The organism is Enterobacter sp. MGH 24 (assembly GCF_000493015.1).
GTDB lineage: Bacteria > Pseudomonadota > Gammaproteobacteria > Enterobacterales > Enterobacteriaceae > Enterobacter.
This window is the reverse complement of the sequence record NZ_KI535657.1, coordinates 4,025,182-4,048,179: the sequence shown is the minus strand read 5'-3', so window position 1 is coordinate 4,048,179 and position 22,998 is coordinate 4,025,182. Positions and strand designations below refer to the sequence as shown.

The 22,998-nt window shown below is 55.0% G+C and carries 22 protein-coding genes and 1 other annotated feature; of the genes, 11 read left to right on the top strand and 11 right to left on the bottom strand.

The genetic code is table 11. The features are described 5' to 3' along the window. Window positions 1–90: 90 nt before the first annotated feature. Together yedF and yedE are read right to left on the bottom strand one after the other, a co-directional pair. Complete coding sequence (gene yedF / locus L370_RS03020) at window positions 91–324, bottom strand: sulfurtransferase-like selenium metabolism protein YedF (protein WP_006175744.1); 234 nt, start codon at window positions 322–324, stop codon at window positions 91–93. Continuing rightward, the gene (yedE, locus tag L370_RS03025) at window positions 321–1,532 is read right to left on the bottom strand and encodes a selenium metabolism membrane protein YedE/FdhT (protein ID WP_023335961.1); all 1,212 of its coding nucleotides are present in this window, start codon (window positions 1,530–1,532) and stop codon (window positions 321–323) included. Before yedE ends, yedF begins: the two co-directional genes overlap by 4 nt. A gap of 539 nt (window positions 1,533–2,071) precedes the next feature. Here yedE and L370_RS03030 point away from each other — a divergent pair. Continuing rightward, window positions 2,072–2,707 (top strand): response regulator transcription factor, encoded by a 636-nt coding sequence (locus L370_RS03030; protein WP_023335960.1) that lies wholly within the window; start codon window positions 2,072–2,074, stop codon window positions 2,705–2,707. A 133-nt stretch (window positions 2,708–2,840) separates the two neighbouring features. On the opposite strand, the gene trpA is transcribed toward L370_RS03030, so the two are convergent. The 6 genes from trpA to trpL all read right to left on the bottom strand — a co-directional run bounded on the left by trpA (window position 2,841) and on the right by trpL (window position 9,512). Beyond that, a complete protein-coding gene (gene trpA / locus L370_RS03035) occupies window positions 2,841–3,650 on the bottom strand; it encodes a tryptophan synthase subunit alpha (RefSeq protein WP_023335959.1) in 810 nt (269 codons plus the stop codon). Then, entirely contained in the window at window positions 3,650–4,843 is a 1,194-nt protein-coding gene (gene trpB, locus L370_RS03040) for a tryptophan synthase subunit beta (protein ID WP_023335958.1), read from the bottom strand. Before trpB ends, trpA begins: the two co-directional genes overlap by 1 nt. A gap of 10 nt (window positions 4,844–4,853) precedes the next feature. After that, the gene (gene trpCF, locus L370_RS03045; RefSeq protein WP_023335957.1) at window positions 4,854–6,212 is read right to left on the bottom strand and encodes a bifunctional indole-3-glycerol-phosphate synthase TrpC/phosphoribosylanthranilate isomerase TrpF; all 1,359 of its coding nucleotides are present in this window, start codon (window positions 6,210–6,212) and stop codon (window positions 4,854–4,856) included. 3 nt (window positions 6,213–6,215) lie between these two features. Beyond that, the gene (trpD, locus tag L370_RS03050) at window positions 6,216–7,811 is read right to left on the bottom strand and encodes a bifunctional anthranilate synthase glutamate amidotransferase component TrpG/anthranilate phosphoribosyltransferase TrpD (RefSeq protein WP_023335956.1); all 1,596 of its coding nucleotides are present in this window, start codon (window positions 7,809–7,811) and stop codon (window positions 6,216–6,218) included. Further along, window positions 7,811–9,373 (bottom strand): anthranilate synthase component 1, encoded by a 1,563-nt coding sequence (locus L370_RS03055; protein ID WP_023335955.1) that lies wholly within the window; start codon window positions 9,371–9,373, stop codon window positions 7,811–7,813. The genes trpD and L370_RS03055 overlap by 1 nt, the downstream gene beginning before the upstream one ends. A gap of 23 nt (window positions 9,374–9,396) precedes the next feature. Then, window positions 9,397–9,491: a sequence feature (Trp leader region), on the bottom strand. Next, the gene (trpL, locus tag L370_RS23835; protein WP_106993556.1) at window positions 9,468–9,512 is read right to left on the bottom strand and encodes a trp operon leader peptide; all 45 of its coding nucleotides are present in this window, start codon (window positions 9,510–9,512) and stop codon (window positions 9,468–9,470) included. Its footprint overlaps the feature before it by 24 nt. A 139-nt stretch (window positions 9,513–9,651) precedes the next feature. Between trpL and rnm the strand changes: the two genes are divergently transcribed. From rnm to rluB, 3 genes are all read left to right on the top strand, one after another. Continuing rightward, window positions 9,652–10,533, top strand: a complete 882-nt coding sequence (rnm, locus tag L370_RS03060) for an RNase RNM (RefSeq protein ID WP_032666616.1) — start codon at window positions 9,652–9,654, stop codon at window positions 10,531–10,533. Beyond that, window positions 10,530–11,150 carry an L-threonylcarbamoyladenylate synthase gene (locus L370_RS03065; protein WP_023335953.1) on the top strand — a complete coding sequence of 207 codons (621 nt, stop codon included), beginning with the start codon at window positions 10,530–10,532 and terminating at the stop codon, window positions 11,148–11,150. Before rnm ends, L370_RS03065 begins: the two co-directional genes overlap by 4 nt. Before the next feature lie 96 nt (window positions 11,151–11,246). After that, on the top strand, window positions 11,247–12,122 hold the full coding sequence (gene rluB / locus L370_RS03070) for a 23S rRNA pseudouridine(2605) synthase RluB (RefSeq protein ID WP_023312076.1): 876 nt from the start codon (window positions 11,247–11,249) through the stop codon (window positions 12,120–12,122). 35 nt (window positions 12,123–12,157) lie between these two features. Here the strand turns inward: rluB and cobO are convergent, their stop codons facing one another. Continuing rightward, window positions 12,158–12,748, bottom strand: a complete 591-nt coding sequence (cobO, locus tag L370_RS03075; protein WP_023335952.1) for a cob(I)yrinic acid a,c-diamide adenosyltransferase — start codon at window positions 12,746–12,748, stop codon at window positions 12,158–12,160. Beyond that, window positions 12,745–13,506: a YciK family oxidoreductase gene (locus tag L370_RS03080; protein ID WP_023335951.1), complete on the bottom strand. Its 762-nt coding sequence runs from the start codon at window positions 13,504–13,506 to the stop codon at window positions 12,745–12,747. The genes cobO and L370_RS03080 overlap by 4 nt, the downstream gene beginning before the upstream one ends. A 251-nt stretch (window positions 13,507–13,757) precedes the next feature. On the opposite strand from L370_RS03080, the gene sohB reads away from it, so the two are divergent. Then, on the top strand, window positions 13,758–14,804 hold the full coding sequence (gene sohB / locus L370_RS03085) for a protease SohB (RefSeq protein ID WP_023335950.1): 1,047 nt from the start codon (window positions 13,758–13,760) through the stop codon (window positions 14,802–14,804). Between the two features lie 34 nt (window positions 14,805–14,838). Here sohB and L370_RS03090 read toward each other — a convergent pair whose 3' ends face one another. Then, entirely contained in the window at window positions 14,839–15,090 is a 252-nt protein-coding gene (locus tag L370_RS03090) for a YciN family protein (RefSeq protein ID WP_023312072.1), read from the bottom strand. A 399-nt stretch (window positions 15,091–15,489) separates the two neighbouring features. Here L370_RS03090 and topA point away from each other — a divergent pair, with 399 nt between their 5' ends. The 6 genes from topA to acnA all read left to right on the top strand — a co-directional run bounded on the left by topA (window position 15,490) and on the right by acnA (window position 22,974). Beyond that, window positions 15,490–18,087, top strand: a complete 2,598-nt coding sequence (topA, locus tag L370_RS03095; protein WP_023335949.1) for a type I DNA topoisomerase — start codon at window positions 15,490–15,492, stop codon at window positions 18,085–18,087. 187 nt (window positions 18,088–18,274) lie between these two features. Continuing rightward, window positions 18,275–19,249, top strand: a complete 975-nt coding sequence (cysB, locus tag L370_RS03100) for an HTH-type transcriptional regulator CysB (RefSeq protein WP_008502814.1) — start codon at window positions 18,275–18,277, stop codon at window positions 19,247–19,249. A 338-nt stretch (window positions 19,250–19,587) separates the two neighbouring features. Further along, window positions 19,588–19,728: a YmiA family putative membrane protein gene (locus L370_RS03105; protein ID WP_218307473.1), complete on the top strand. Its 141-nt coding sequence runs from the start codon at window positions 19,588–19,590 to the stop codon at window positions 19,726–19,728. Between the two features lie 2 nt (window positions 19,729–19,730). Further along, window positions 19,731–19,901: a hypothetical protein gene (locus L370_RS23575; RefSeq protein WP_032656727.1), complete on the top strand. Its 171-nt coding sequence runs from the start codon at window positions 19,731–19,733 to the stop codon at window positions 19,899–19,901. 138 nt (window positions 19,902–20,039) lie between these two features. Beyond that, complete coding sequence (ymiC, locus tag L370_RS23725; RefSeq protein WP_032623144.1) at window positions 20,040–20,138, top strand: small membrane protein YmiC; 99 nt, start codon at window positions 20,040–20,042, stop codon at window positions 20,136–20,138. Window positions 20,139–20,298: 160 nt separating this feature from the next. Next, entirely contained in the window at window positions 20,299–22,974 is a 2,676-nt protein-coding gene (gene acnA, locus L370_RS03110; protein ID WP_023335947.1) for an aconitate hydratase AcnA, read from the top strand. The last annotated feature ends 24 nt before the right edge of the window (window positions 22,975–22,998 follow it).

Below are 22,998 nucleotides of genomic sequence, written 5' to 3'. Positions count from 1 at the left end.
TTTTACTTAAGTCAAAAATCGCGTTTTTGCCGTGGATCAAGATGTCTTATAATTCAATACGATAAAGGCCCCTGATGAGGCCCTTAGCGATCATTTTTGAATCAGATAGCGAATGGTTGGGCCATCCTGCTGGATATCCAGCACCGTGTAGCCGTGGTTTTTCGCATCCAGCGGTATGTTGTTGATAGACTGCGGGCAATCGCTGACCACTTCCAGTATTTCCCCTTTTTTGAGCTGTGGCAGCGCTTCAAGCGTGGCAACAGCCGGATAAGGACAGGGCTCACCAACCATATCCAGACGGTAATCGGGCACGATATCTTTCATACAGCATTCTCCTGGGTTTCTGTCTTAACACTCGCACGACGGAAGAAGCGTTTCTCCTGCGCGACAACTAGTAAAAAAGCGACCAGCAGCAGGGCATAGGTGACCAGCAGGCCGCCGAGGGGGCCGAAGGTGTTCAGCAGATTAACCTTGTCCCAGCTGGTGGCCAGAACAGGAGACACGTCATCCCAGTAGTACGCCAGGATCGTCGAGCCAATCACATTTCCCAGACCCACCCACCAGTAGTGCACCTGGCCTTCGACGGCACGATACATCCAGCCGGTTTCACACCCGCCAGCCAGTACGATCCCGAAGCCGAACAGCAGGCCGCCAATGACCGCGTTAGGACCGGCCCACATAATTTTCGGTTCGACGCCCAGCTGGACATAGCTGAAGATGCCGATGGCGCTGACCGCCATCCCGGCGATAATCGCTTTCGCCATCATCGTGCGCCCGGTGATCCACATATCACGAAAGGCGGAGGTGAAGCAGATCTGCGCGCGTTCAATGAGCAGACCAAAACCCACGCCGAACAGCATGGCCAGTCCGAGTTTGGGCTGATTCATTGCAGTGCAAAGTGCCCAGGCGACCATCGCAAAAAAGACCAGCATACCGAGGCGGAAACGGCGACGCGCCTGGTCTGGCTTCTGGGTTAACGGAGATGCTGCACTGACTTTTGTCATTTTCACCGGAATGCGGAACAGCGGCAGCAGGGTGAATTTTGCGCCAAAGTAAGAGCCGATGGCCGTGGCGACGGCAAAGAACCAGGCGTGAAGTGAAAACTGAGGAATACCCGTAAAGAAAGCGGCCAGGTTACAGCCCATCGCCAGACGGGCCCCAAACCCGGCAATGATACCGCCGACCACCGCCTGCATAATACGAATACGACTTTTGGGCATCCGCAGCTTAACGTTGTTTGCCCACAGCGCCGCCGCGAAACAGCCGCCGAACATGCCGATGATCATCATCCCGTCGATGCGGGTGAGCGGGGTGCCGTCCAGATGAATGAGCTTAAAGTATCCCCACTCTTCGGTATGCACGCCTGCGAGTTGCAACAATTGACCACCCCAGCGGGTGAACTCGCCGGTCACGGCCCAGAAGGTGCCGGTAATGCCGAAATAATAAGTAGAGAGAATGCCTGCCGCGATAACGGCCGGAACGGGTGACCAGAACTTAACCAGGTAAGTCTGTTTGAAGGAGTGCCATGACATGAATAAGCCTCTGAACTCAGAAGGTGTAAGTGAATTTAACAGACTGGAATATATATCTTTTTCGGTGATCTCAAAACCTCTCCAAATCTTTTCTCCAAAATACCACCTCTTTTTATGACCTCAGTCATTAAACCGTGCTGCGTTTTGATTTTTCCAGCGGCTGCGGAATTCAGAGAAGCAAGAGCCGTTGATATAACTGATGCTCTGACAGGTATAAAAATTTCACTTTAAGAACACAGCACTAAGAGGATTCCCGCAATATGAGTCAAATATAGACAAAAGGGGTTGCTTGAAAGCCGACTTTTATCAGTACCGCTGCTTAAAAACGACTTTTATATGTATCTGGTTTTTCAGAATATCCTCATGCTAATTGCCTTCGCTAAATTAGAATATTCACATATGGGTTGTTTAGTCTTTGATTTTGTTACTTTCGGTTATTAAGCGATATCAGACATAGGTGTTGGTAACCCTAAAATTTTTGTGAATGGACGCCTCTGTTCGTATTATGTACGTTTAAGGCCAGGTAAGGAGAGAGTGATATGGAAGATGTTGTTTATGTTATTGATGATGATGATGCATATAGGCTGTTTGTTGTTCAATTGTTAATGGCGAAAGGCTATCAGACTTTTGACTTCAAAAATGCCGCAGAATTTCTCTCCTGCCCCATAGCCGATCAACCTTCATGCTTAATACTTGAAATCAACACGCCAGACACTAACGGATTCAATGTGATAGATGCCCTGAAGGAACGTGGCTGTACAATACCGATAATTATCCTGACTAAGGCCAGTTCAATCCCACTCTGTGTACGAGCGATGAAAGCAGGTGTTCGGGATTTTTTGACGAAGCCAGCCGAACCTGAACACCTTATAAATGTCGTGAAAGATGTGCTAATCGAAGCGACTAATAATTTTTTAGAGCAGCAAAGAATATTCGAACTTTGTAAAAACTATCAGGCATTGACACGGCGTGAGAAGCAGACTTTTGAGTTGGCGATTAATGGCCTGCAAAATAAACAAATTGCGTCTGAACTGGGCATATCAGAAATTACCGTGAAGGCCCATCGACGTCGGGTTATGGATAAAATGCAGGTTCGTACTTTAGCTGATTTGGTCCATGCTGCCGGCACTTTACAAATTGGTAAGTCCCGATGTCCGCCCCGGAAACGCTATTAATAAAGCACAATTGAATCAGTCGTCATTATTGGCCTGTCTATTACGTTCTTAAATAGCGGCCCGCACGTCAGCAGTATGAAGAGTGATAACCAGGAAGGATAACCGTCTGGCACGGAGCCAGACGGCAGAGAGGTTATGCTTTGCGCGTTGCGGCTTTCATGCTGCTGACGAACGCTTTCAGTTCGGCCAGCATCTGCTCTGGCTTGTCGACGTTCCTCTCAATGATTTTGACGATAGCAGAGCCGGAAATCGCACCTGCCGCCTTCGCGTCAATCGCTGCGCTGACCTGATCGGGAGATGAAATCCCGAAGCCCTGCAGCGGAGGTGCGGCGTGGTATTCAGCCAGCTTTTCCACCAGATGATGCAGCGGCAGCGCCGCCTTGTTCTCGGCACCGGTCACGCCCGCGCGGGAGAGCAGGTAGGTGTAACCGCGCCCGTAAGAGGCTATCTGGCGCAGCAGTTCGTCGTCCGCGTTCGGTGGGCAGATAAAAATAGGGGCGACGTTATGGCGCATCGCAGCCTGGCGGAATGGCGCAGACTCCTCAACCGGCACGTCTGCCACCAGAACGGAGTCGACGCCCACGCGCGCGCACTCGGCATAGAACTCATCAATACCGCGGTTGAACACCAGGTTGGCATACATCAGCAGGCCGATCGGAATGGTGGGGTGCTTCTGGCGAATCGCCGCCAGCATCTCGAAGCACTGGGTTGGCGTCACACCGGAGGCAAATGCGCGCAGCGTCGCATTCTGAATGGTCGGGCCATCCGCCAGCGGGTCAGAGAACGGAATACCCAGCTCCAGCGCGTCGGCACCGGCTTCAATCAGGGTGTCGATAATCTTCAGCGACTGCTCCGGGCCAGGATCGCCCAGGGTGACGAAGGGAACGAACGCGCCTTCCTGGCGGGATTTCAGTTCTGCAAATACGTTATCGTAGCGTTCCATCAGATTTCCCCTCGTGCTTTCAGAATATCGTGAACGGTGAAGATATCTTTGTCACCGCGGCCGGAAAGGTTCACCACCAGCAACTGCTCTTTTTCCGGGTTCTCTTTCATCATTTTCAGCGCGTGCGCCAGGGCGTGAGACGACTCCAGCGCCGGGATGATCCCTTCGCTGCGGCACAGCGTTTTAAAGGCTTCCAGCGCTTCGTCATCGGTAATGGAGACATAGTCTGCACGACCGGTGCTGTTCAGATACGCATGCTGTGGACCGACGGACGGGAAGTCGAGGCCAGCAGAGATAGAGTAAGACTCTTCAATCTGGCCCTCCTCGGTTTGCATCATCGGGGATTTCATCCCGAAGTAGATGCCCACGCGGCCATGCTTCAGCGGCGCGCCGTGTTCACCCGATTCAATGCCGTGACCGGCAGGTTCGACGCCAATCAGACCCACGCTGGTGTCGTCGATAAAGTCTGCGAACATGCCGATGGCGTTAGATCCGCCGCCAACGCAGGCGATCACCGCATCCGGCAGGCGACCTTCTTTTTCGAGGATTTGCGCTTTGGTCTCTTCACCGATCATGCGCTGGAATTCGCGCACGATAGTCGGGAACGGGTGCGGGCCCGCCGCGGTACCAAGCATATAGTGTGCGGTTTCATAGCTGCCGGACCAGTCGCGAAGCGCTTCGTTACAGGCATCCTTCAGCGTCGCGGAGCCGCTGTGTACCGGGATCACTTCTGCGCCCATCAGACGCATACGGAAAACGTTCGGAGACTGACGCTCAACGTCTTTCGCCCCCATATAGATGCGGCATTTCAGACCGAGCAGGGCGCTGGCAAGCGCAGAGGCCACGCCGTGCTGACCCGCACCGGTTTCGGCGATGATTTCGGTTTTACCCATACGTTTCGCGAGCAGCGCCTGGCCCAGCACCTGGTTAGTTTTATGCGCGCCGCCGTGCAGCAGGTCTTCACGCTTCAGATACAGCGTGGTTTTAGTGCCTTCCGTCAGATTGCGGCATTTGGTCAGCGCGGTCGGACGACCGGCGTAATTCTTCAGCAGGTCGGTAAATTCCGCCTGAAACGCCGGATCTTTCTGCGCGCTGACAAACGCTTCTTCCAGCTGGCGCAGCGCGGGCATCAGGATTTGCGGGACGTACATCCCGCCGAATTCTCCAAAATACGGATTAAGTAATGTCGTCATCTTCTCTTCCTTAATATGCACGCAGAGTTTTAAAAACCGAGGCCAGCTTGCTGGCATCTTTAATACCCGGTTCTGACTCTACGCCTGAATTGAAATCGAGGCCTGCGCAGCCCGTTTTGGCGGCTTCTACGCAGTTATCCGGGCTTAATCCGCCCGCCAGCAGGACGTTGTCCAGTTTTTCGCCGTTCAGCAGCGACCAGTCAAAACGCTGGCCGGTGCCGCCCTGGCCGTTATCAAGGACGTATCTGTCCACATGGTTCAGGTTACGCGAGGGCAACGTATCGCCAACGCTTTGCGCTTTCCAGATTTGCACCTGTGGTGGCAGCGCGGCGCGCAGGGCATCGATGTAGCTCTGGTCTTCATCGCCGTGGAGCTGCACCGCGCTCAGGGATAACGCCTCGGCTTTGGCCGCAACGTCTGCAATATCTGTATTGCGGAAAACGCCCACGTAGCTGAGCGGAGCCGCTGCGATGACCTTACGCGCCTGCTCTTCGCTGACCGCGCGTGGAGAGGAGTCCACAAAGATCAGCCCGCCATAAATCGCCCCGGCTTCATACGCGGCCTGGGCATCCTGTTCGCGGGTCAGGCCGCAGACTTTGTTCTCACCCAACAGCACGCGGCGCACGGCCGCATTGAGATCGTCATGCTCCATCATCGCGGAACCAATCAGGAAACCGTTGGCGAAGTGGCTCAGCTCGCGCACCTGGGCGTAGCTGTTAATGCCGGATTCGCTGATCACCGTGACGCCTGACCCCAGGCGCGGTGCCAGCTGGCGCGTACGGTTCAGGTCAATGGACAGGTCACGCAGATCGCGGTTGTTAATGCCAACCACTTTGGCTTCCAGCGCAATTGCGCGCTCCAGCTCCTCTTCGTTACTCACTTCGGTCAGCACGCCCATGTTCAGGCTGTGCGCCACGGCGGAAAGCTGGCGATACTGCTCGTCGTCGAGCACCGAGAGCATCAGCAGGCAGGCGTCGGCCTGGTAAAAGCGCGCCAGCCAGATCTGATACGGGTCGATAATAAAGTCTTTGCACAGGATCGGCTGCGGCGCGATGCCGCTGACGATCGGCAGAAAATCGAAGCTGCCCTGAAAATATTTCTCATCCGTCAGCACGGAGATGGCTGACGCATGATGCTTATAAATGCCGGCAATACGCGCCGGGTCGAAATCGTCACGAATAACGCCTTTAGAAGGGGACGCCTTTTTGCACTCAAGAATAAACGCGGTGCCCGCACCCTGCAGGGCATCATAGAAACGACGTTGGCTTGGTACGACGTCATTCTGGAAACTGGCAAGCGGCTGCTGTTGCTTGCGGGCTTCCACCCAGATGGCCTTATCGGCAACGATTTTCGCTAAAACGGTCTGCATTCTTTACCCTCTTGCCGCAAGTGCGGTAACGCGATCGTAAGCTGCACCGGAGCGCAGTACATCCAGAACTTTTTGAACGTTGGCCTTCAGGTCTTCCTCACCGTGCAAACGCATCAGCATGGCGACGTTGGCAGCAACGGCGGCCTCATGGGCGACCTCTCCCTTACCTTGTAATAAGCGCGTGAGAATGTCACGGTTTTCTTCCGGCGTACCGCCAGCCAGCGCTTCCTGGTGGTATGGCGCAAGGCCGAAGTCGGCAGCCTCCAGCTGATAGCTCAGGATTTCACCGTCGCGCAGTTCGGCCACCAGCGTCGGCGCATGAAGAGAAACCTCATCCATACCGCCGCTGTGCACCACGGCGGCACGTCGATAACCCAGCACGCGCAGCGTCTCGGCAATCGGCAGGACCAGCTCAGGGCTGTAAACGCCAATCAGCGCCAGCGGCGGGTGCGCCGGGTTGATCAGCGGGCCGAGCACGTTAAACAGCGTACGGGTTTTAAGCTGCTGACGAACCGGCATCGCGTGGCGGAAACCGGTGTGATACTTCGGCGCAAACAGGAAGCAGACGCCCAGATCGTCCAGCGCTTCACGGGAACGCTCGGCGTTCATATCGAGATTAATACCGAATGCGGCGAGCAAATCGGAAGAACCTGACCGGCTGGAAACGCTGCGGTTACCGTGTTTCGCGACCTTCAAACCGCACGCCGCCGCCACGAAGGCGCTGGCGGTGGAGATATTGATGCTGTTACTGCCGTCTCCCCCGGTGCCGACAATATCGGCAAACTGATAGTCCGGGCGCGGGAACGGGGCGGCATTTTCCAGCAGGGCCGTAGCGGCACCGGCAATCTCCTGCGGGCTTTCGCCGCGCACCTTCATGCTCACCAGCGCGGCCGCCAGCTGTTCAGGCTTCAGCTCGCCGCGAACCACGGCTGAGAAGAGCTGATGGCTCTCCTGCTGGCTCAGGGTCTGCGCCTGGTACAGTTTCTCGAGGATCGGTTGCAGGGTGTTGGTCTGCTCCAGCTTCTGTAATGCCCAGTCGAGCGTCTGCTCCAGCAGGCGGGCGCCGTGGGAGGTCAGGATCGATTCCGGGTGGAACTGCAGGCCGCATACGCGATCCGTATCATGGCGCACCGCCATCACCATCCCTTCAAACGAGGCGTTGATGGTCAGCCCGGCGGGAATATTGCTGCCAACCAGCGAGTGATAGCGCGCGACCGGGAGCGGGTTTGGCAGCCCGGCAAACATCGCCTGGCCGTCATGTTCAATGCTGGACGCTTTACCGTGCAGGATCTCACCCGCCTGGCCAACGTAGCCGCCGTAGGCTTCCACAATGGCCTGATGACCGAGGCAGATGCCGACGATCGGCAGTTTGCCGCGCATGCGGGTCAGCAGCTCCGGCATACAGCCCGCTTCGCTCGGTGCGCCTGGTCCAGGGGAGAGCATCAGCACCGGGTTTTGCATGGTGGCCAGACGGTCAATCAGGGTCTGCGCCGGAACGTGGTTGCGGTAGATAACGACGTTGTGGCCATTCGCACGAAGCTGATCTGCCAGGTTATAGGTAAAGGAGTCGATATTATCGAGCAGCAGAATGTCAGCCATCAGAAAATCTCCTGTGCATGGTGTGCGGTTGCAATGGCGCGAAGGACCGCACGGGCTTTGCTGCGCGTTTCGTCAGCTTCAGACTGCGGAACAGAATCAAGGACAATCCCGGCACCCGCCTGTACGGTGGCAATGCCGTCTTCAACATAGGCGGAGCGGATCACGATGCAGGTGTCGAGATCTCCGTGGGCGGTGAAGTAGCCCACCGCGCCGCCGTAGCTGCCGCGACGGCGTCCTTCGGCGGCGGCAATCAGCTGCATGGCGCGCACTTTCGGCGCACCACTTAGGGTGCCCATGTTCATGCAGGCGCGGTAGGCGTGCAGCACGTCGAGGTCGTGGCGCAGCTCGCCGACCACGCGGGAGACCAGGTGCATCACGAACGAATAGCGGTCAACTTTGGTCAGGTCAGCCACGTAGCGGCTGCCGGGGGTGCAAATGCGTGCCAGATCGTTACGCGCCAGGTCAACCAGCATCAGGTGCTCGGAGAGTTCTTTCTGGTCGGTACGCATCTCCAGTTCGATGCGGCTGTCCAGATCGCGATCCAGGGAACCGTCGGCGCGACGCCCGCGCGGACGGGTACCGGCAATCGGGTAGATCTCAATCTGACGGCTGGTGGCGTCGTATTTCAGCGAGCTTTCCGGCGAGGCGCCGAACAGCGTGAATTCGTTGTCCTGCATGAAGAACATGTACGGGCTTGGGTTACTCTTTTTCAGCACGTCATAGGCTGCGAGCGGCGACGGGCAGGGCAGCGAGAAGCGACGGGACGGCACGACCTGGAAAATTTCCCCGGCGCGAATCGCCTTTTGCATCTGGCGAACCACGGCGCCGTACTGGTCGTCGGTCTGGTTAACGTCGCACGTCATTTTCTCCACGCGCTGCACAGGCAGCGCAGGTGGCTCTTCTGTCATCTGCTGCTGAAGCTGAGCGATGCGGTGCTCAAGACGGTTTTTCTCAGCGGTCGATGGAGTGAACAGGCTGGCCTGAACGCGGGTGTATTTTTTCTGATGGTCGATCACCAGCAGGGTTTCAGCCAGATAGAAGCAGTAATCCGGGCAGCGGTTACCCTGTTCCGTTTCCGGCAAATCTTCGAAACCGGCAACCAGGTCGTAAGCAAACAGCCCGCCAAAGAACATCGCCTCACGCTCGTCTTCCGGCACGGTGACCAGGTTCTGCAGCAGGCGGAAGGCATCAAAAACGGACAGGGAGCAGAGGCGCGCGTCTTCGTCCAGCAGCTGGCTCACCGGCGGGAAATACAGAATGCGCATTTCTGGATGACGTTCATTTTCAATGCCTGAAGGCAGGGCGGCATCCAGCAGCGGCAGCAGCGATGCGCCATTGTCTGACAGCGCCTTGATGGTGACGGTGTCACCTAAAGCGGTAATGCGCAGCGCGCTGTCGACCAGCAGCAGGCTCTTGAGATCGTCTTTGCTGTCGATGTCCGCAGATTCCAGCAGCAGCGTTGCCGGGCGAGCCCCGCACACCTGATGAAACAGCGCGGTGGGGTTGTGGCGATAGGCCGCCTCGCAGGTCAGCAGTTCGAGATGAGGTTTGGCTGTTTGCATGTTGTTGTTCTCATATTTTGTTCAAAAAAAAGCCCGCTTAGTCGCGGGCTGGGTATCTGTTTGCATTTCGCAGACGCGTGACACGGCCCGAGGATCAGGAAGTACGCCACCAGCCGTGCAGAGTGAAATGTGCTGTCATTTTCAGATACCTTTCTCGTGTGAACTTGTGTACTAGTTAACTAGTTCGATGGCAAGTTGTCAACCCTTGATTTCAGAATTTCGCGTTAAGTCGGTATCATGGTGTTTTCGGATGTCTCCAACCTGTTATGGGAAGTGCTTTGAGCGATACCACCTACGCCATTATTTATGATTTACACAGCCATACTCAGGCCTCTGATGGCCTGCTGACACCCGAAGCCCTGGTTCATCGCGCCGTTGAAATGCGCGTCGGTACGCTGGCGATTACCGATCACGATACGACAGATGCCATTCCGGCGGCCCGCGCTGAGATCGCCCGCAGCGGGCTGGCGCTGAATCTGGTGTCCGGCGTTGAGATTTCAACCGTCTGGGAAAACCATGAGATTCATATTGTTGGCCTGACTATCGATATAGACCATCCGGCACTGACGGCATTTTTGCAAGAACAAAAAACGCGGCGTAACCAGCGTGCAGAGATGATCGGCGAGCGTCTCGAAAAGGCGCATATTCCGGGCGCGCTGGAAGGCGCGCAAAAGATGGCAAACGGTGGGGCGGTCACTCGCGGTCATTTCGCCCGTTTTCTGGTCGAAGCAGGCAAAGCGACGACCATGGCGGATGTCTTTAAAAAGTATCTGGCACGCGGTAAAACCGGATACGTTCCGCCACAGTGGTGTACAATAAAACAAGCTATTGATGTGATTCATCATTCTGGCGGTAAGGCCGTGCTGGCCCATCCGGGGCGGTATAATCTTTCTGCTAAATGGCTGAAAAGGCTGCTGGCGCACTTTGCCGAATGCGGCGGTGAGGCGATGGAAGTCGCCCAGTGTCAGCAGGCGCCCAACGAGCGCGCGCAGCTCGCGACCTATGCCCGCCAGTTCGGCCTGCTTGGGTCACAGGGGTCTGATTTCCATCAGCCCTGCGCCTGGATCGAACTGGGGCGCAAGCTCTGGTTGCCCGCTGGCGTTGAGCCTGTCTGGCAGCTCTGGGAACAGCCGCAGCAAATTGAAGAGAGGGAAGTATGAGTCAGTTTTTCTATATCCATCCGGATAACCCGCAGCCACGTCTGATCAACCAGGCCGTGGAGATCGTCCGCAAAGGCGGCGTCATTGTCTACCCGACCGATTCCGGCTACGCGCTGGGCTGCAAAATTGAAGATAAAGGGGCAATGGAACGCATTTGCCGTATTCGCCAGCTGCCTGACGGCCATAACTTTACCCTGATGTGCCGCGATCTCTCTGAGCTGTCGACCTATGCGTATGTCGATAACGTGGCGTTTCGCCTGATTAAGAACAACACGCCGGGTAACTACACCTTCATCCTGAAGGGCACAAAGGAAGTACCGCGTCGTCTGCTGCAGGAGAAACGCAAAACCATCGGTATGCGCGTGCCGTCGAACCCGATTGCGCAGGCGCTGCTGGAAACCCTCGGCGAACCGATGCTCTCTACCTCGCTGATGCTGCCGGGAAGTGAGTTTACCGAGTCCGATCCGGAAGAGATTAAAGATCGTCTGGAGAAGGTGGTCGAGCTGATTATTCACGGCGGCTATCTCGGCCAGCAGCCCACAACCGTGGTCGACTTAACCGAAGATGCGCCGGAAGTGATTCGTGAAGGCGCGGGTGATGTAAAGCCTTTCTTGTAAAGGTATAAGCAGATATACTACGCGGCCATCAAAGCAGGGCTCAGCCCTCTTTTGACCTGATTCGACGCCTGTGAAGGCGACACCTGAGGAAGCTCAATGAGCGAGAAGTTACAGAAAGTGCTGGCGCGTGCCGGCCACGGCTCACGCCGTGAAATCGAAGCCATTATTGAAGCGGGCCGCGTGAGTGTGGACGGTAAAATCGCCACGCTGGGTGACCGCGTTGAAATCGTACCGGGGCTGAAGATCCGCATCGACGGTCATCTTATCTCCGTAAAAGAATCCGCTGAGCAGATCTGCCGCGTGCTGGCTTACTACAAGCCGGAAGGCGAGCTGTGTACCCGCAACGACCCGGAAGGTCGCCCGACGGTGTTTGACCGTCTGCCTAAACTGCGTGGCGCTCGCTGGATTGCCGTCGGTCGTCTGGACGTGAACACCTGCGGTCTGCTGCTGTTTACCACTGATGGTGAACTGGCAAACCGTCTGATGCACCCAAGCCGTGAAGTGGAACGTGAATACGCGGTGCGCGTATTTGGCCAGGTTGATGAGAATAAACTGCGCGATCTGTCGCGTGGCGTTCAGCTGGAAGACGGTCCTGCGGCGTTCAAAACCATCAAGTTTACCGGTGGGGAAGGTATTAACCAGTGGTACAACGTGACCCTGACCGAAGGCCGTAACCGCGAGGTGCGTCGTCTCTGGGAAGCGGTAGGCGTCCAGGTAAGCCGTCTTATCCGTGTCCGTTACGGCGACATTCTGCTGCCGAAAGGTCTGCCGCGTGGTGGTTATACCGAACTGGATCTGACTCAAACCAACTACCTGCGCGAGCTTGTCGGCCTGACGCCGGAAACCACCTCAAAAGTGGCGGTGGAGAAAGATCGTCGTCGCATGAAGGCGAATCAGATTCGCCGCGCGGTGAAGCGACACAGCCAGGTGAGCAGCAGTCGCCGCTCCGGCAGCCGTAACAACAACGGTTAATGTAAAAGCCCGGTCAACACACCGGGCTTTTTTCTTTAGTAATCAATTCCAATTTGCGCTTTGATGCCTGCATCAAACGCATGCTTGACCGGACGCAACTCGCTGACGGTATCGGCCATCTCCAGAATATCCCGATGACACCCGCGCCCCGTGACGATAACCGTCTGGTGTACAGGACGATTCTTCAGAGCATCCAGCACGGCGTCCAGCGGCAGGTAGTCGTAGGCGACCATATAGGTGATCTCATCCAGCAGAACCATATTCAGCGAGGGATCGGCCAGCATTCTCTTTGCATGCTCCCAGACGGCGAGACAGGCTGCAGTATCCGTTTCCCGGTTCTGCGTATCCCACGTAAACCCGGTCGCCATCACCTGAAACTCAACGCCGTGTGGTTCAAGCAAATTCCGCTCGCCGTTGGGCCATTCGCCTTTAATAAACTGGATCACGCCCACTTTTTGCCCGTGACCGACGGCGCGTGTCGCCGTGCCGAATGCGGCGGTGGTTTTACCTTTTCCGTTGCCGGTAAAGACGATGACGATTCCACGCTCGTCCTGTGCCGCCGCGACGCGCGCATCGACCTGTTCTTTCAGACGCTGCTGGCGCTGCTGATGACGTTCTTCACTCATTGCGAAATTCCTGGTTTACGGCCCGGCTGGGCGTCAAAGGTCATCCCGGTTTTACGGCGGCTGTCGTCGCCCATCAGCCAGAGATAGAGCGGCATAATGTCTGCAGGGGTTTTCAGCTTCTGCGGATCTTCGCTCGGGAACGCGCTGGCGCGCATTTTGGTGCGCGTACCGCCCGGGTTAATGCAGTTTACGCGCAGATGGCGGTTCTGATACTCCTCCGCCAGCACCTGCATCATACCTTCGGTCGCGAATTTTGATACGGCATAGGCTCCCCAGTTTGCGCGTCCTTCACGTCCAACGCTGGAAGAGGTAAAGACCAGGGACCCTGACTCGGATTTCAGTAATAAAGGAAGCAATGCCTGTGTAAGGAAAAACGTGCCGTTGACGTTGACCTGCATCACCTGCTGCCAGATATCAGGATCCTGTTCATCCATCGGACGCACTTCGCCTAACAAGCCGGCGTTATGCAGCACGCCGTCGAGTCTCGGATAGTGGGCGCTGATGCGCTGGGCTAACTCCTGGCACACCGCGGGCGTGCAGGTCAGCAAATCCAGTGTATACCACGGGGCCGGCGTGCCGCATACGGCCTCAATCTCCTGAGCGACGTTTTTCAGTTTTTCTTCGTTGCGCCCGATCAGAATGACGTTCGCGCCGTATTCGGCGTATGTCAGGGCCGCTTCGCGGCCAATCCCGTCGCTGGCACCGGTGACAAGAATGATCCGGTTTTGCAGCAGATTTTTTTGCGGTTGATAATGCACGGTGACTCCTCAGGCGACTGGTGACGCAATGGCGCCTTTATGATGACTTTTCGGCTTTATGCCCGAATTCGCCTGATAATTCAATCAGTCTACAGGACGCATTACTGTAAAATTAACAATTTGCAAATATTTAAACCCCAGACCGGGGATTCCTGAAGGCGGCTCGCAGAGGTAATGTCACGAGCGAGACGCATGGGCAGGGCTGTTGTACACTGCCGTGAAAGATTCGTGGTTAAATCAAGGTGGAACGCGTGGAATTACTTTCTCAATATGGGTTGTTTTTGGCCAAAATCGCGACGGTGGTGATTGCCATCGCGGTGGTTGCCGTTCTGATTGTCAACCTGACGCAGCGCAAGCGTCAGCGAGGGGAGTTACGCATCACCCGCCTGAGCGAGCAGTATAAAGAGATGCAGGAAGAGATGTCTCTGGCGCTGCTTGATAGTCATCGACAGAAACTCTGGCTGAAAGCGCAGAAGAAAAAGCATAAACAGGAAGCCAAAGCGGCAAAGGCAAAAGCAAAGCTCAATGCGCCGCAGGACAAGGCCACGCCACGCGTCTATGTGCTCGATTTTAAAGGCAGTATGGATGCGCATGAGGTTTCCTCTCTGCGGGAGGAAGTGACTGCCGTTCTGGCCGTGGCGACGCCGCAGGATCAGGTTGTCGTGCGTCTTGAAAGCCCGGGCGGGGTGGTTCACGGTTACGGACTGGCCGCCTCACAGCTGCAGCGCCTGCGTGAAAAACAGATCCCGCTGACCGTGGCGGTGGATAAAGTGGCAGCGAGCGGTGGCTACATGATGGCCTGCGTGGCGGACAAAATTGTTGCCGCGCCGTTCTCCATTATTGGCTCGATCGGCGTGGTCGCGCAAATTCCGAACTTTAACCGCTTCCTGAAAAATAAAGAGATTGATATCGAACTTCACACGGCGGGTCAGTACAAACGTACCCTGACGCTGCTTGGTGAAAATACGGAAGAAGGGCGTCAAAAATTCCGTGAAGATCTCAACGAAACGCATCACCTCTTTAAAGATTTTGTGCACCGTATGCGCCCGACGCTCGATATTGAACAGGTCGCGACGGGTGAGCACTGGTACGGCGTTCAGGCGCAGGAGAAAGGGCTGGTGGATGAAGTCGGAACCAGCGACGATCTGCTGCTCAACCTGATGGAAGGGCGGGAGCTGGTGGGCGTGCGCTTTACCCAGCGCAAGCGACTCCTTGATCGCGTTACCAACAGCGCGGCAGAAAGCGCGGACCGCCTGCTGTTGCGCTGGCTACAGCGCGGACAAAAACCGCTGCTGTAAACAAAAACGCGAGGCACATGCCTCGCGTTTTGCATTAATCGACCAGGTGATATTTCTCGGAAAGCGTATGCGCCAGGTATTTGAACATGTTAAACACGGCGGTGCTTTTCGGGGTCGGTAAGCCCTGTTCGTCAAGGAAGTATTCGCCGCTGAAAATCAGCACGCCATTACGCTGCTCGACGCCGGTGGCTTCAATACCCGCCAGCGTATCTTCGTGGTCACGGATAAGCTTGTTTGCTTCGATAAGCAGAGAGGCTCGGTCAATAGGTTGGGTCGTATTCTGCATAATCCACTCCTTAAACAGTGACAATAGTCTACGCCGAGGGCGCTTTGGGGGCAAATTTTCCCTGTAATGTGAGGGGATAAGGTGCAGGGGCCTGGCTGGCGGGATTTGCTTTTGCATGCTAATAAAGTTGCGTAACGAATTTTATCAGGTAGAGTGTGCGCTTTCGTCATTCTGGCAACAGAATTGCTTGACATTCAACCGGGAATTCGTCACGAATTACACGAGATGTGAGAAAAATACCCGAAAACTCAATCACCTGGGCGTCTTTTCATTAACGCCCGGTAAGACAAAAGGGTTGATATCTCCTGCCGCAGTCGCAATATCATTGGCTCGTCGTCAGCGGAAGGGAAATCAACGTGCGGCGTATTCCTGGAAGAATTAAATTAGGTAAAGGTGAATATGGGTAAAGCTCTCGTCATCGTTGAGTCCCCGGCAAAAGCCAAAACGATCAATAAGTATCTGGGTAATGACTACGTGGTTAAGTCCAGCGTGGGTCATATCCGCGATTTGCCGACCAGTGGCTCAGCCAGCAAAAAGAGCGCAGACTCTACCTCCACCAAAGGGGCTAAAAAGCCTAAAAAGGATGAACGTAGCGCGCTTGTCAACCGCATGGGTGTTAACCCATGGCATAACTGGGACGCACAATATGAAGTGCTGCCCGGGAAAGAAAAAGTCGTTAACGAGCTGAAGCAGCTTGCTGAAAAAGCAGACCACATCTATCTCGCAACCGACCTTGACCGCGAAGGGGAAGCCATTGCGTGGCACCTGCGGGAAGTGATCGGTGGTGATGACAAACGCTACAGCCGTGTAGTGTTTAACGAAATTACGAAGAATGCGATTCGTCAGGCGTTTGAAAAGCCGGGCGAACTGAATATTGACCGTGTAAACGCACAGCAGGCGCGTCGCTTTATGGACCGCGTTGTGGGCTACATGGTTTCTCCACTGCTGTGGAAAAAAATTGCCCGTGGTCTGTCCGCAGGTCGTGTGCAATCCGTCGCCGTGCGTCTGGTCGTTGAGCGTGAGCGCGAAATTAAAGCCTTCGTGCCGGAAGAGTTCTGGGAAGTTGACGCCAATGTGACCACGCCGGGCGGTGACGCTCTGCCGCTGCAGGTAAGCCATCACAACGATAAGCCTTTCCGTCCAGAAAACCGCGACCAGACCATGGCCGCCGTAGCGCTGCTGGAAAAAGCACGCTATCAGGTGCTGGAACGTGAAGACAAACCGACCAGCAGCAAGCCGGGTGCGCCGTTTATTACCTCTACGCTGCAACAGGCTGCAAGCACGCGTCTGGGTTATGGCGTGAAGAAAACCATGATGATGGCCCAGCGCCTGTATGAAGCGGGCTACATCACTTACATGCGTACCGACTCCACCAACCTGAGCCAGGACGCTGTTAATATGGTTCGCGGCTACATCAGCGATAATTTCGGCAAAAAATACCTGCCGGAAAGCGCTAACCAGTTCGCCAGTAAAGAGAATTCCCAGGAAGCACACGAAGCGATTCGTCCTTCTGATGTCTCGGTGTTAGCGGAATCGCTGAAAGACATGGAAGCCGATGCCCAGAAGCTGTATCAGCTGATCTGGCGCCAGTTCGTGGCGTGCCAGATGACCCCAGCAAAGTACGACTCTACTACGCTGACCGTTGGTGCCGGTGAGTTCCGTCTCAGAGCACGCGGTCGTATCCTGCGTTTCGACGGCTGGACAAAAGTGATGCCTGCGCTGCGTAAAGGTGACGAAGACAGAACGCTGCCTGCGGTAAACAAAGGTGACGAGCTGTCGCTTGTCGATCTGGTTCCGGCACAGCACTTCACCAAGCCGCCTGCGCGCTTTAGCGAAGCGTCCCTGGTGAAAGAGCTGGAAAAACGCGGTATTGGCCGTCCGTCGACCTACGCGTCCATTATCTCGACGATTCAGGACCGTGGCTACGTACGCGTTGAAAACCGCCGTTTCTATGCGGAAAAGATGGGTGAGATCGTCACCGACCGTCTGGAAGCTAACTTCCGCGAGTTGATGAACTACGATTTCACCGCGCAAATGGAAGACAGCCTCGACCAGGTTGCCAGCCATCAGGCGGAATGGAAAAAGGTACTCGACAGCTTCTTCAGCGATTTTACCGACCAGCTTGAAAAAGCCGAGAAGGATCCTGAAGAGGGCGGCATGCTGCCTAACCAGATGGTACTGACCAGCATCGACTGCCCAACCTGCGGCCGCAAGATGGGGATCCGCACCGCAACCACGGGCGTATTCCTTGGCTGCTCTGGCTATGCACTGTCACCAAAAGAGCGCTGCAAAACCACCATCAACCTGGTGCCTGAGAACGAAGTTCTCAACGTGCTGGAAGGTGATGATGCGGAAACTAACGCTCTGCGTGCCAAACGCCGCTGCAAAAAATGCGGCACGGCAATGGACAGCTACCTGATCGATCCAAAACGTAAGCTGCACGTCTGCGGTAACAACCCAACGTGTGACGGGTATGAGATCGAAGAGGGCGAGTTCCGCATCAAAGGCTATGACGGCCCGATTGTGGAGTGCGAGAAGTGTGGCTCTGAAATGCACCTGAAAATGGGGCGTTTCGGTAAGTACATGGCCTGTACCAACGACGAGTGTAAAAACACGCGTAAAATCCTGCGTAATGGTGAAGTCGCTCCGCCGAAGGAAGATCCGGTTCCGCTGCCAGAGCTGCCGTGCGAGAAATCCGACGCGTACTTCGTGCTGCGTGACGGCGCTGCGGGTGTCTTCCTGGCCGCCAACACCTTCCCGAAATCGCGTGAAACCCGTGCGCCTCTGGTGGAAGAGTTGCATCGCTTCCGCGATCGTCTGCCTGAGAAACTGCGTTATCTGGCCGATGCGCCACAGCAGGATCCTGAAGGCAACAAAACCGTGGTACGGTTCAGCCGTAAAACCAAGCAGCAGTATGTTGCGGCCGAGAAAGAAGGTAAAGCGACCGGATGGTCAGCCTTCTTTGTCGATGGCAAATGGGTTGAAGGCAAGAAATAATCTTCCCTTACCGTAACTTACCTGTAAAAGGGCCGGATTTCCGGCCCTTTTTTATTGCCTTGTTATTATTTTTTGTTCCGTACTATACAGTCAGGCTATAAATGATATAGTGGTTATAGTTAACCTTTTTCTTATTATTAAATCGTCTTAAGCGATTGACCGCGTGCGCTAAATCGGATGGTCTGGCATGAAATTACAGCAGCTTCGTTATATCGTTGAGGTGGTGAATCATAACCTTAACGTCTCTTCTACCGCCGAGGGGTTATATACCTCGCAACCGGGCATCAGCAAACAAGTTCGTATGCTGGAGGACGAGTTAGGTATCCAGATATTTGCCCGCAGCGGTAAGCATCTCACTCAGGTGACGCCTGCGGGGCAGGAAATTATCCGCATTGCGCGGGAAGTCCTATCCAAAGTCGATGCGATTAAGTCTGTGGCGGGGGAGCACACCTGGCCGGATAAAGGCTCGCTGTATATTGCCACGACGCATACCCAGGCGCGCTATGCGCTACCCGGTGTTATCAAAGGCTTTATCGAGCGTTATCCTCGCGTCTCTTTGCACATGCACCAGGGCTCGCCAACGCAAATTGCTGAAGCCGTTTCCAAGGGTAATGCAGACTTCGCCATCGCCACCGAAGCGCTTCATCTGTATGACGATCTGGTGATGCTTCCATGCTATCACTGGAACCGTTCAATTGTGGTGACCCCCGATCACCCTCTGGCGGGTAAAGGGTCAGTCACTATCGAAGAGCTGGCGCAGTATCCATTGGTGACGTATACGTTTGGCTTTACCGGCCGGTCGGAGCTTGATACGGCCTTTAACCGGGCAGGGCTAACGCCGCGCATTGTCTTTACCGCGACGGATGCCGACGTGATTAAAACCTATGTGCGGCTTGGGCTGGGAGTAGGCGTCATTGCCAGCATGGCGGTGGATCCGGTGTCAGACCCTGACCTGGTGCGTCTTGATGCACATGATGTTTTCAGCCATAGCACCACAAAGATTGGATTCCGTCGCAGCACCTTCCTGCGCAGCTATATGTATGATTTTATTCAGCGCTTTGCCCCTCATTTAACGCGTGACGTGGTTGATACCGCCGTTGCATTACGCTCAAATGAAGATATTGAAGAGATGTTTAAAGACATTAAACTTCCCGAAAAATAATCACACCCGGTATCTTTCCCTTAGGGAAAGATACCGAAATAACGCCTCAAAGCTAAATTAGAATTATCATCATCTACGCGTTCCCTGTCATATAATGTCATTATCCATTTAATCCGTAAGGTTATAATGTCGCGAATTGGCGACAAAAGTAGAAACTAATTTACGGCTTCGCAAATTTTTCTTTTCAATTATTTATTTCTGGTCAAAAGATTGAATATTTCATACCTCCCGGTGCGTAAATTCACTGGCTTTTCGGCTAAAGTTTCTTTAGGATTTATCTCAACAGATGATTAATTGTACCAATTGTTTGGTCCTAAATGATAAGCGATGTCGATTGTATGAGGTTAGCAATGCCTTCAGGAAGTGAAGAACCGCAAAGGGATCCTGCGCTCAAGCGTAAAGCCTGGCTGGCGGTCTTTCTCGTCTCTACCCTGTTTTGGGTGGTGGTTGCTCTCCTGGCCTGGAGATATTGGGGTTAAATATGGCAGTGACGGTACGTACAGAAACGGTTAAACAGATGTGTCAGCATCGTGACAACGGCCACCGAGGGCGTAAAGCACCTGCGACTGTTGTTCCCGCATCCTGGAAACTGACGCCGCAGCAGCAAGCGTTTATTGATGTGTTCGCAGAAGACGAACCCAAAAAACAATAATTTAGTTAATTGCGTAATGATGCAAATAGTCTGAATATCGACTCTGCACTTTTGTACTCTTTAATAAATACACATCAGCAATATAGCACTGAGGACAAACCTCGGAACTTCTTATAAATAATGCCTGGTGTCCCTATGATGAATAACATGACGTCTCACAAATACTGGTCATGGATCGGCGTTTTTACCGTGTCGATTCTGTTCTGGAGTCAGCTCATCTGGTTGGCCCTCCACTAAATTGAAAACCTCGCTGCGGCGGGGTTTTTTGTTTTCCCCTTCTGGACCAATCCTAAATTTATCAATTTGGGTTGTTATCAAAACGTTACAGCATCTTTGTGTTATCTTTAATTACGGCCCTGATGATTGTCGGGACATCTCTGTGATTAAGGAGGAGCTTATGTCGTTAACCCTACGCGAAGCCAGTAAGGACACATTACAGGCAGAAAATAAAACCTGGCATTACTACAGCCTGCCGCTGGCTGCCAGAACGCTTGGGGACATTTCGCGTTTACCCAAGTCATTGAAAGTTTTACTGGAAAATTTATTGCGCTGGCAGGACGGTGACTCTGTCACCCTCGATGATATCCAGGCGCTGGCAGGGTGGCTTGGAAATGCCCATGCTGACAGAGAAATCGCCTACCGCCCGGCCAGGGTGCTGATGCAGGACTTCACCGGTGTCCCTGCCGTCGTTGATTTAGCCGCGATGCGCGAGGCCGTTAAGCGTCTCGGCGGAGATACGGCCAAAGTGAATCCGCTTTCCCCCGTTGACCTCGTCATTGACCACTCCGTAACCGTTGATCGCTTTGGTGATGACGACGCCTTTGGCGAGAACGTGCGTCTGGAGATGGAACGTAACCACGAGCGCTACGTGTTCCTGAAGTGGGGGCAGCAGGCGTTTAGCCGGTTTAGCGTGGTCCCGCCGGGAACCGGTATTTGTCACCAGGTTAACCTTGAATATCTGGGTAAAGCCGTCTGGAGTGAATTACAGGATAAAGAGTGGGTTGCCTATCCGGATACGCTGGTGGGCACGGACTCCCATACCACCATGATAAACGGTCTGGGCGTGCTGGGCTGGGGTGTCGGGGGTATCGAAGCGGAAGCAGCCATGCTCGGCCAGCCGGTGTCCATGCTTATTCCGGATGTGGTGGGCTTCAAGCTCACCGGCAAACTGTCTGAAGGCATTACCGCCACCGATCTGGTGCTCACCGTCACCCAGATGCTGCGTAAGCATGGCGTGGTAGGCAAGTTTGTAGAATTCTACGGTGACGGACTCGATTCGCTGCCGCTGGCCGACCGTGCCACTATTGCCAATATGGCGCCGGAATACGGTGCCACCTGCGGCTTTTTCCCCATCGATGATGTGACGCTGGAATACATGCGCCTGAGCGGGCGCAGCGAAGAGCAGGTCGCGCTGGTAGAGGCCTATACCAAAGCGCAGGGCATGTGGCGTAATCCGGGCGATGAACCGGTCTTCACCAGCACGCTTGAATTGGATATGGGAAGCGTCGAGGCGAGCCTCGCCGGGCCGAAACGCCCGCAGGATAGGGTTTCGCTGAGCGACGTGCCAAAAGCCTTTGCCGCCAGCAATGCGCTGGAAGTGAACGTGGCGCAGAAAGACCATCGTCCAGTCGACTATGTTCTGAACGGACATCAGTATCAGCTCCCGGATGGCGCGGTGGTTATTGCCGCCATCACCTCCTGCACCAACACCTCGAACCCCAGCGTATTGATGGCGGCCGGTTTGTTGGCGAAAAAAGCGGTAGAGCTTGGGCTAAAACCTCAGCCATGGGTTAAGGCTTCGCTGGCACCGGGTTCTAAAGTGGTGTCGGATTACCTGGCGAAGGCCAAACTGACGCCGTACCTTGACGAACTGGGCTTTAACCTTGTGGGCTACGGCTGTACAACCTGTATTGGTAACTCCGGCCCGCTGCCTGAACCTATTGAAACGGCGATCAAGCAGGGCGACCTGACGGTAGGCGCGGTCCTGTCCGGCAACCGTAACTTTGAAGGGCGTATCCACCCGCTGGTGAAAACCAACTGGCTGGCCTCGCCGCCGCTGGTGGTCGCTTATGCCCTGGCAGGGAACATGAATATCAACCTGGTGACCGACCCGATTGGCCACGATCGCAAGAATGACCCTGTCTACCTGAAAGATATCTGGCCATCTTCGCGTGAAATCGCGCTGGCCGTTGAAAAGGTCTCAACCGAGATGTTCCGCAAAGAGTATGCGGAGGTCTTTGAAGGCACGCCGGAATGGAAAACCATCAACGTTATTGGCTCGGATACCTATGACTGGCAGGATGACTCGACCTATATCCGTCTGTCGCCGTTCTTTGATGAGATGCTTGCCGAGCCGGCGCCGCTTAAGGATATCCACGGCGCGCGCATACTGGCGATGCTGGGGGATTCTGTCACAACTGACCATATTTCTCCGGCGGGGAGTATCAAAGCCGATAGCCCGGCGGGTCGCTATCTGCAAAGCCGGGGCGTCGAACGCCGTGATTTTAACTCCTACGGATCGCGTCGCGGTAATCATGAAGTCATGATGCGCGGGACGTTTGCCAACATCCGCATTCGTAACGAAATGGTGCCGGGCGTGGAAGGCGGCATGACGCGCCATCTGCCGGGTACGGAAGTCGTTTCGATTTATGATGCGGCGGTCAAATATCAACAGGAAGGTACGCCGCTGGCGGTGATCGCCGGGAAAGAGTACGGTTCCGGCTCCAGCCGCGACTGGGCGGCGAAAGGTCCGCGTCTGCTTGGCGTTCGCGTGGTCATCGCCGAATCGTTCGAACGTATTCACCGCTCGAATCTGATCGGTATGGGGATCCTGCCGCTCGAGTTCCCGCAGGGCGTGACGCGTAAAACGCTGGGACTGACCGGGGAAGAGCAGATTGACATTAGCGGTCTGCAAAACCTGCAGCCGGGTAAAACGGTGCCGGTGAAGTTAACGCGGGCAGACGGGAAAACCGAGGTGCTGGATTGCCGGTGCCGTATTGATACGGCAACCGAGCTGACCTATTACCAGAACGACGGCATTTTGCATTATGTGATTCGTAAGATGCTGGACTGATGAAACGAGCCCGGCACGCGTGCC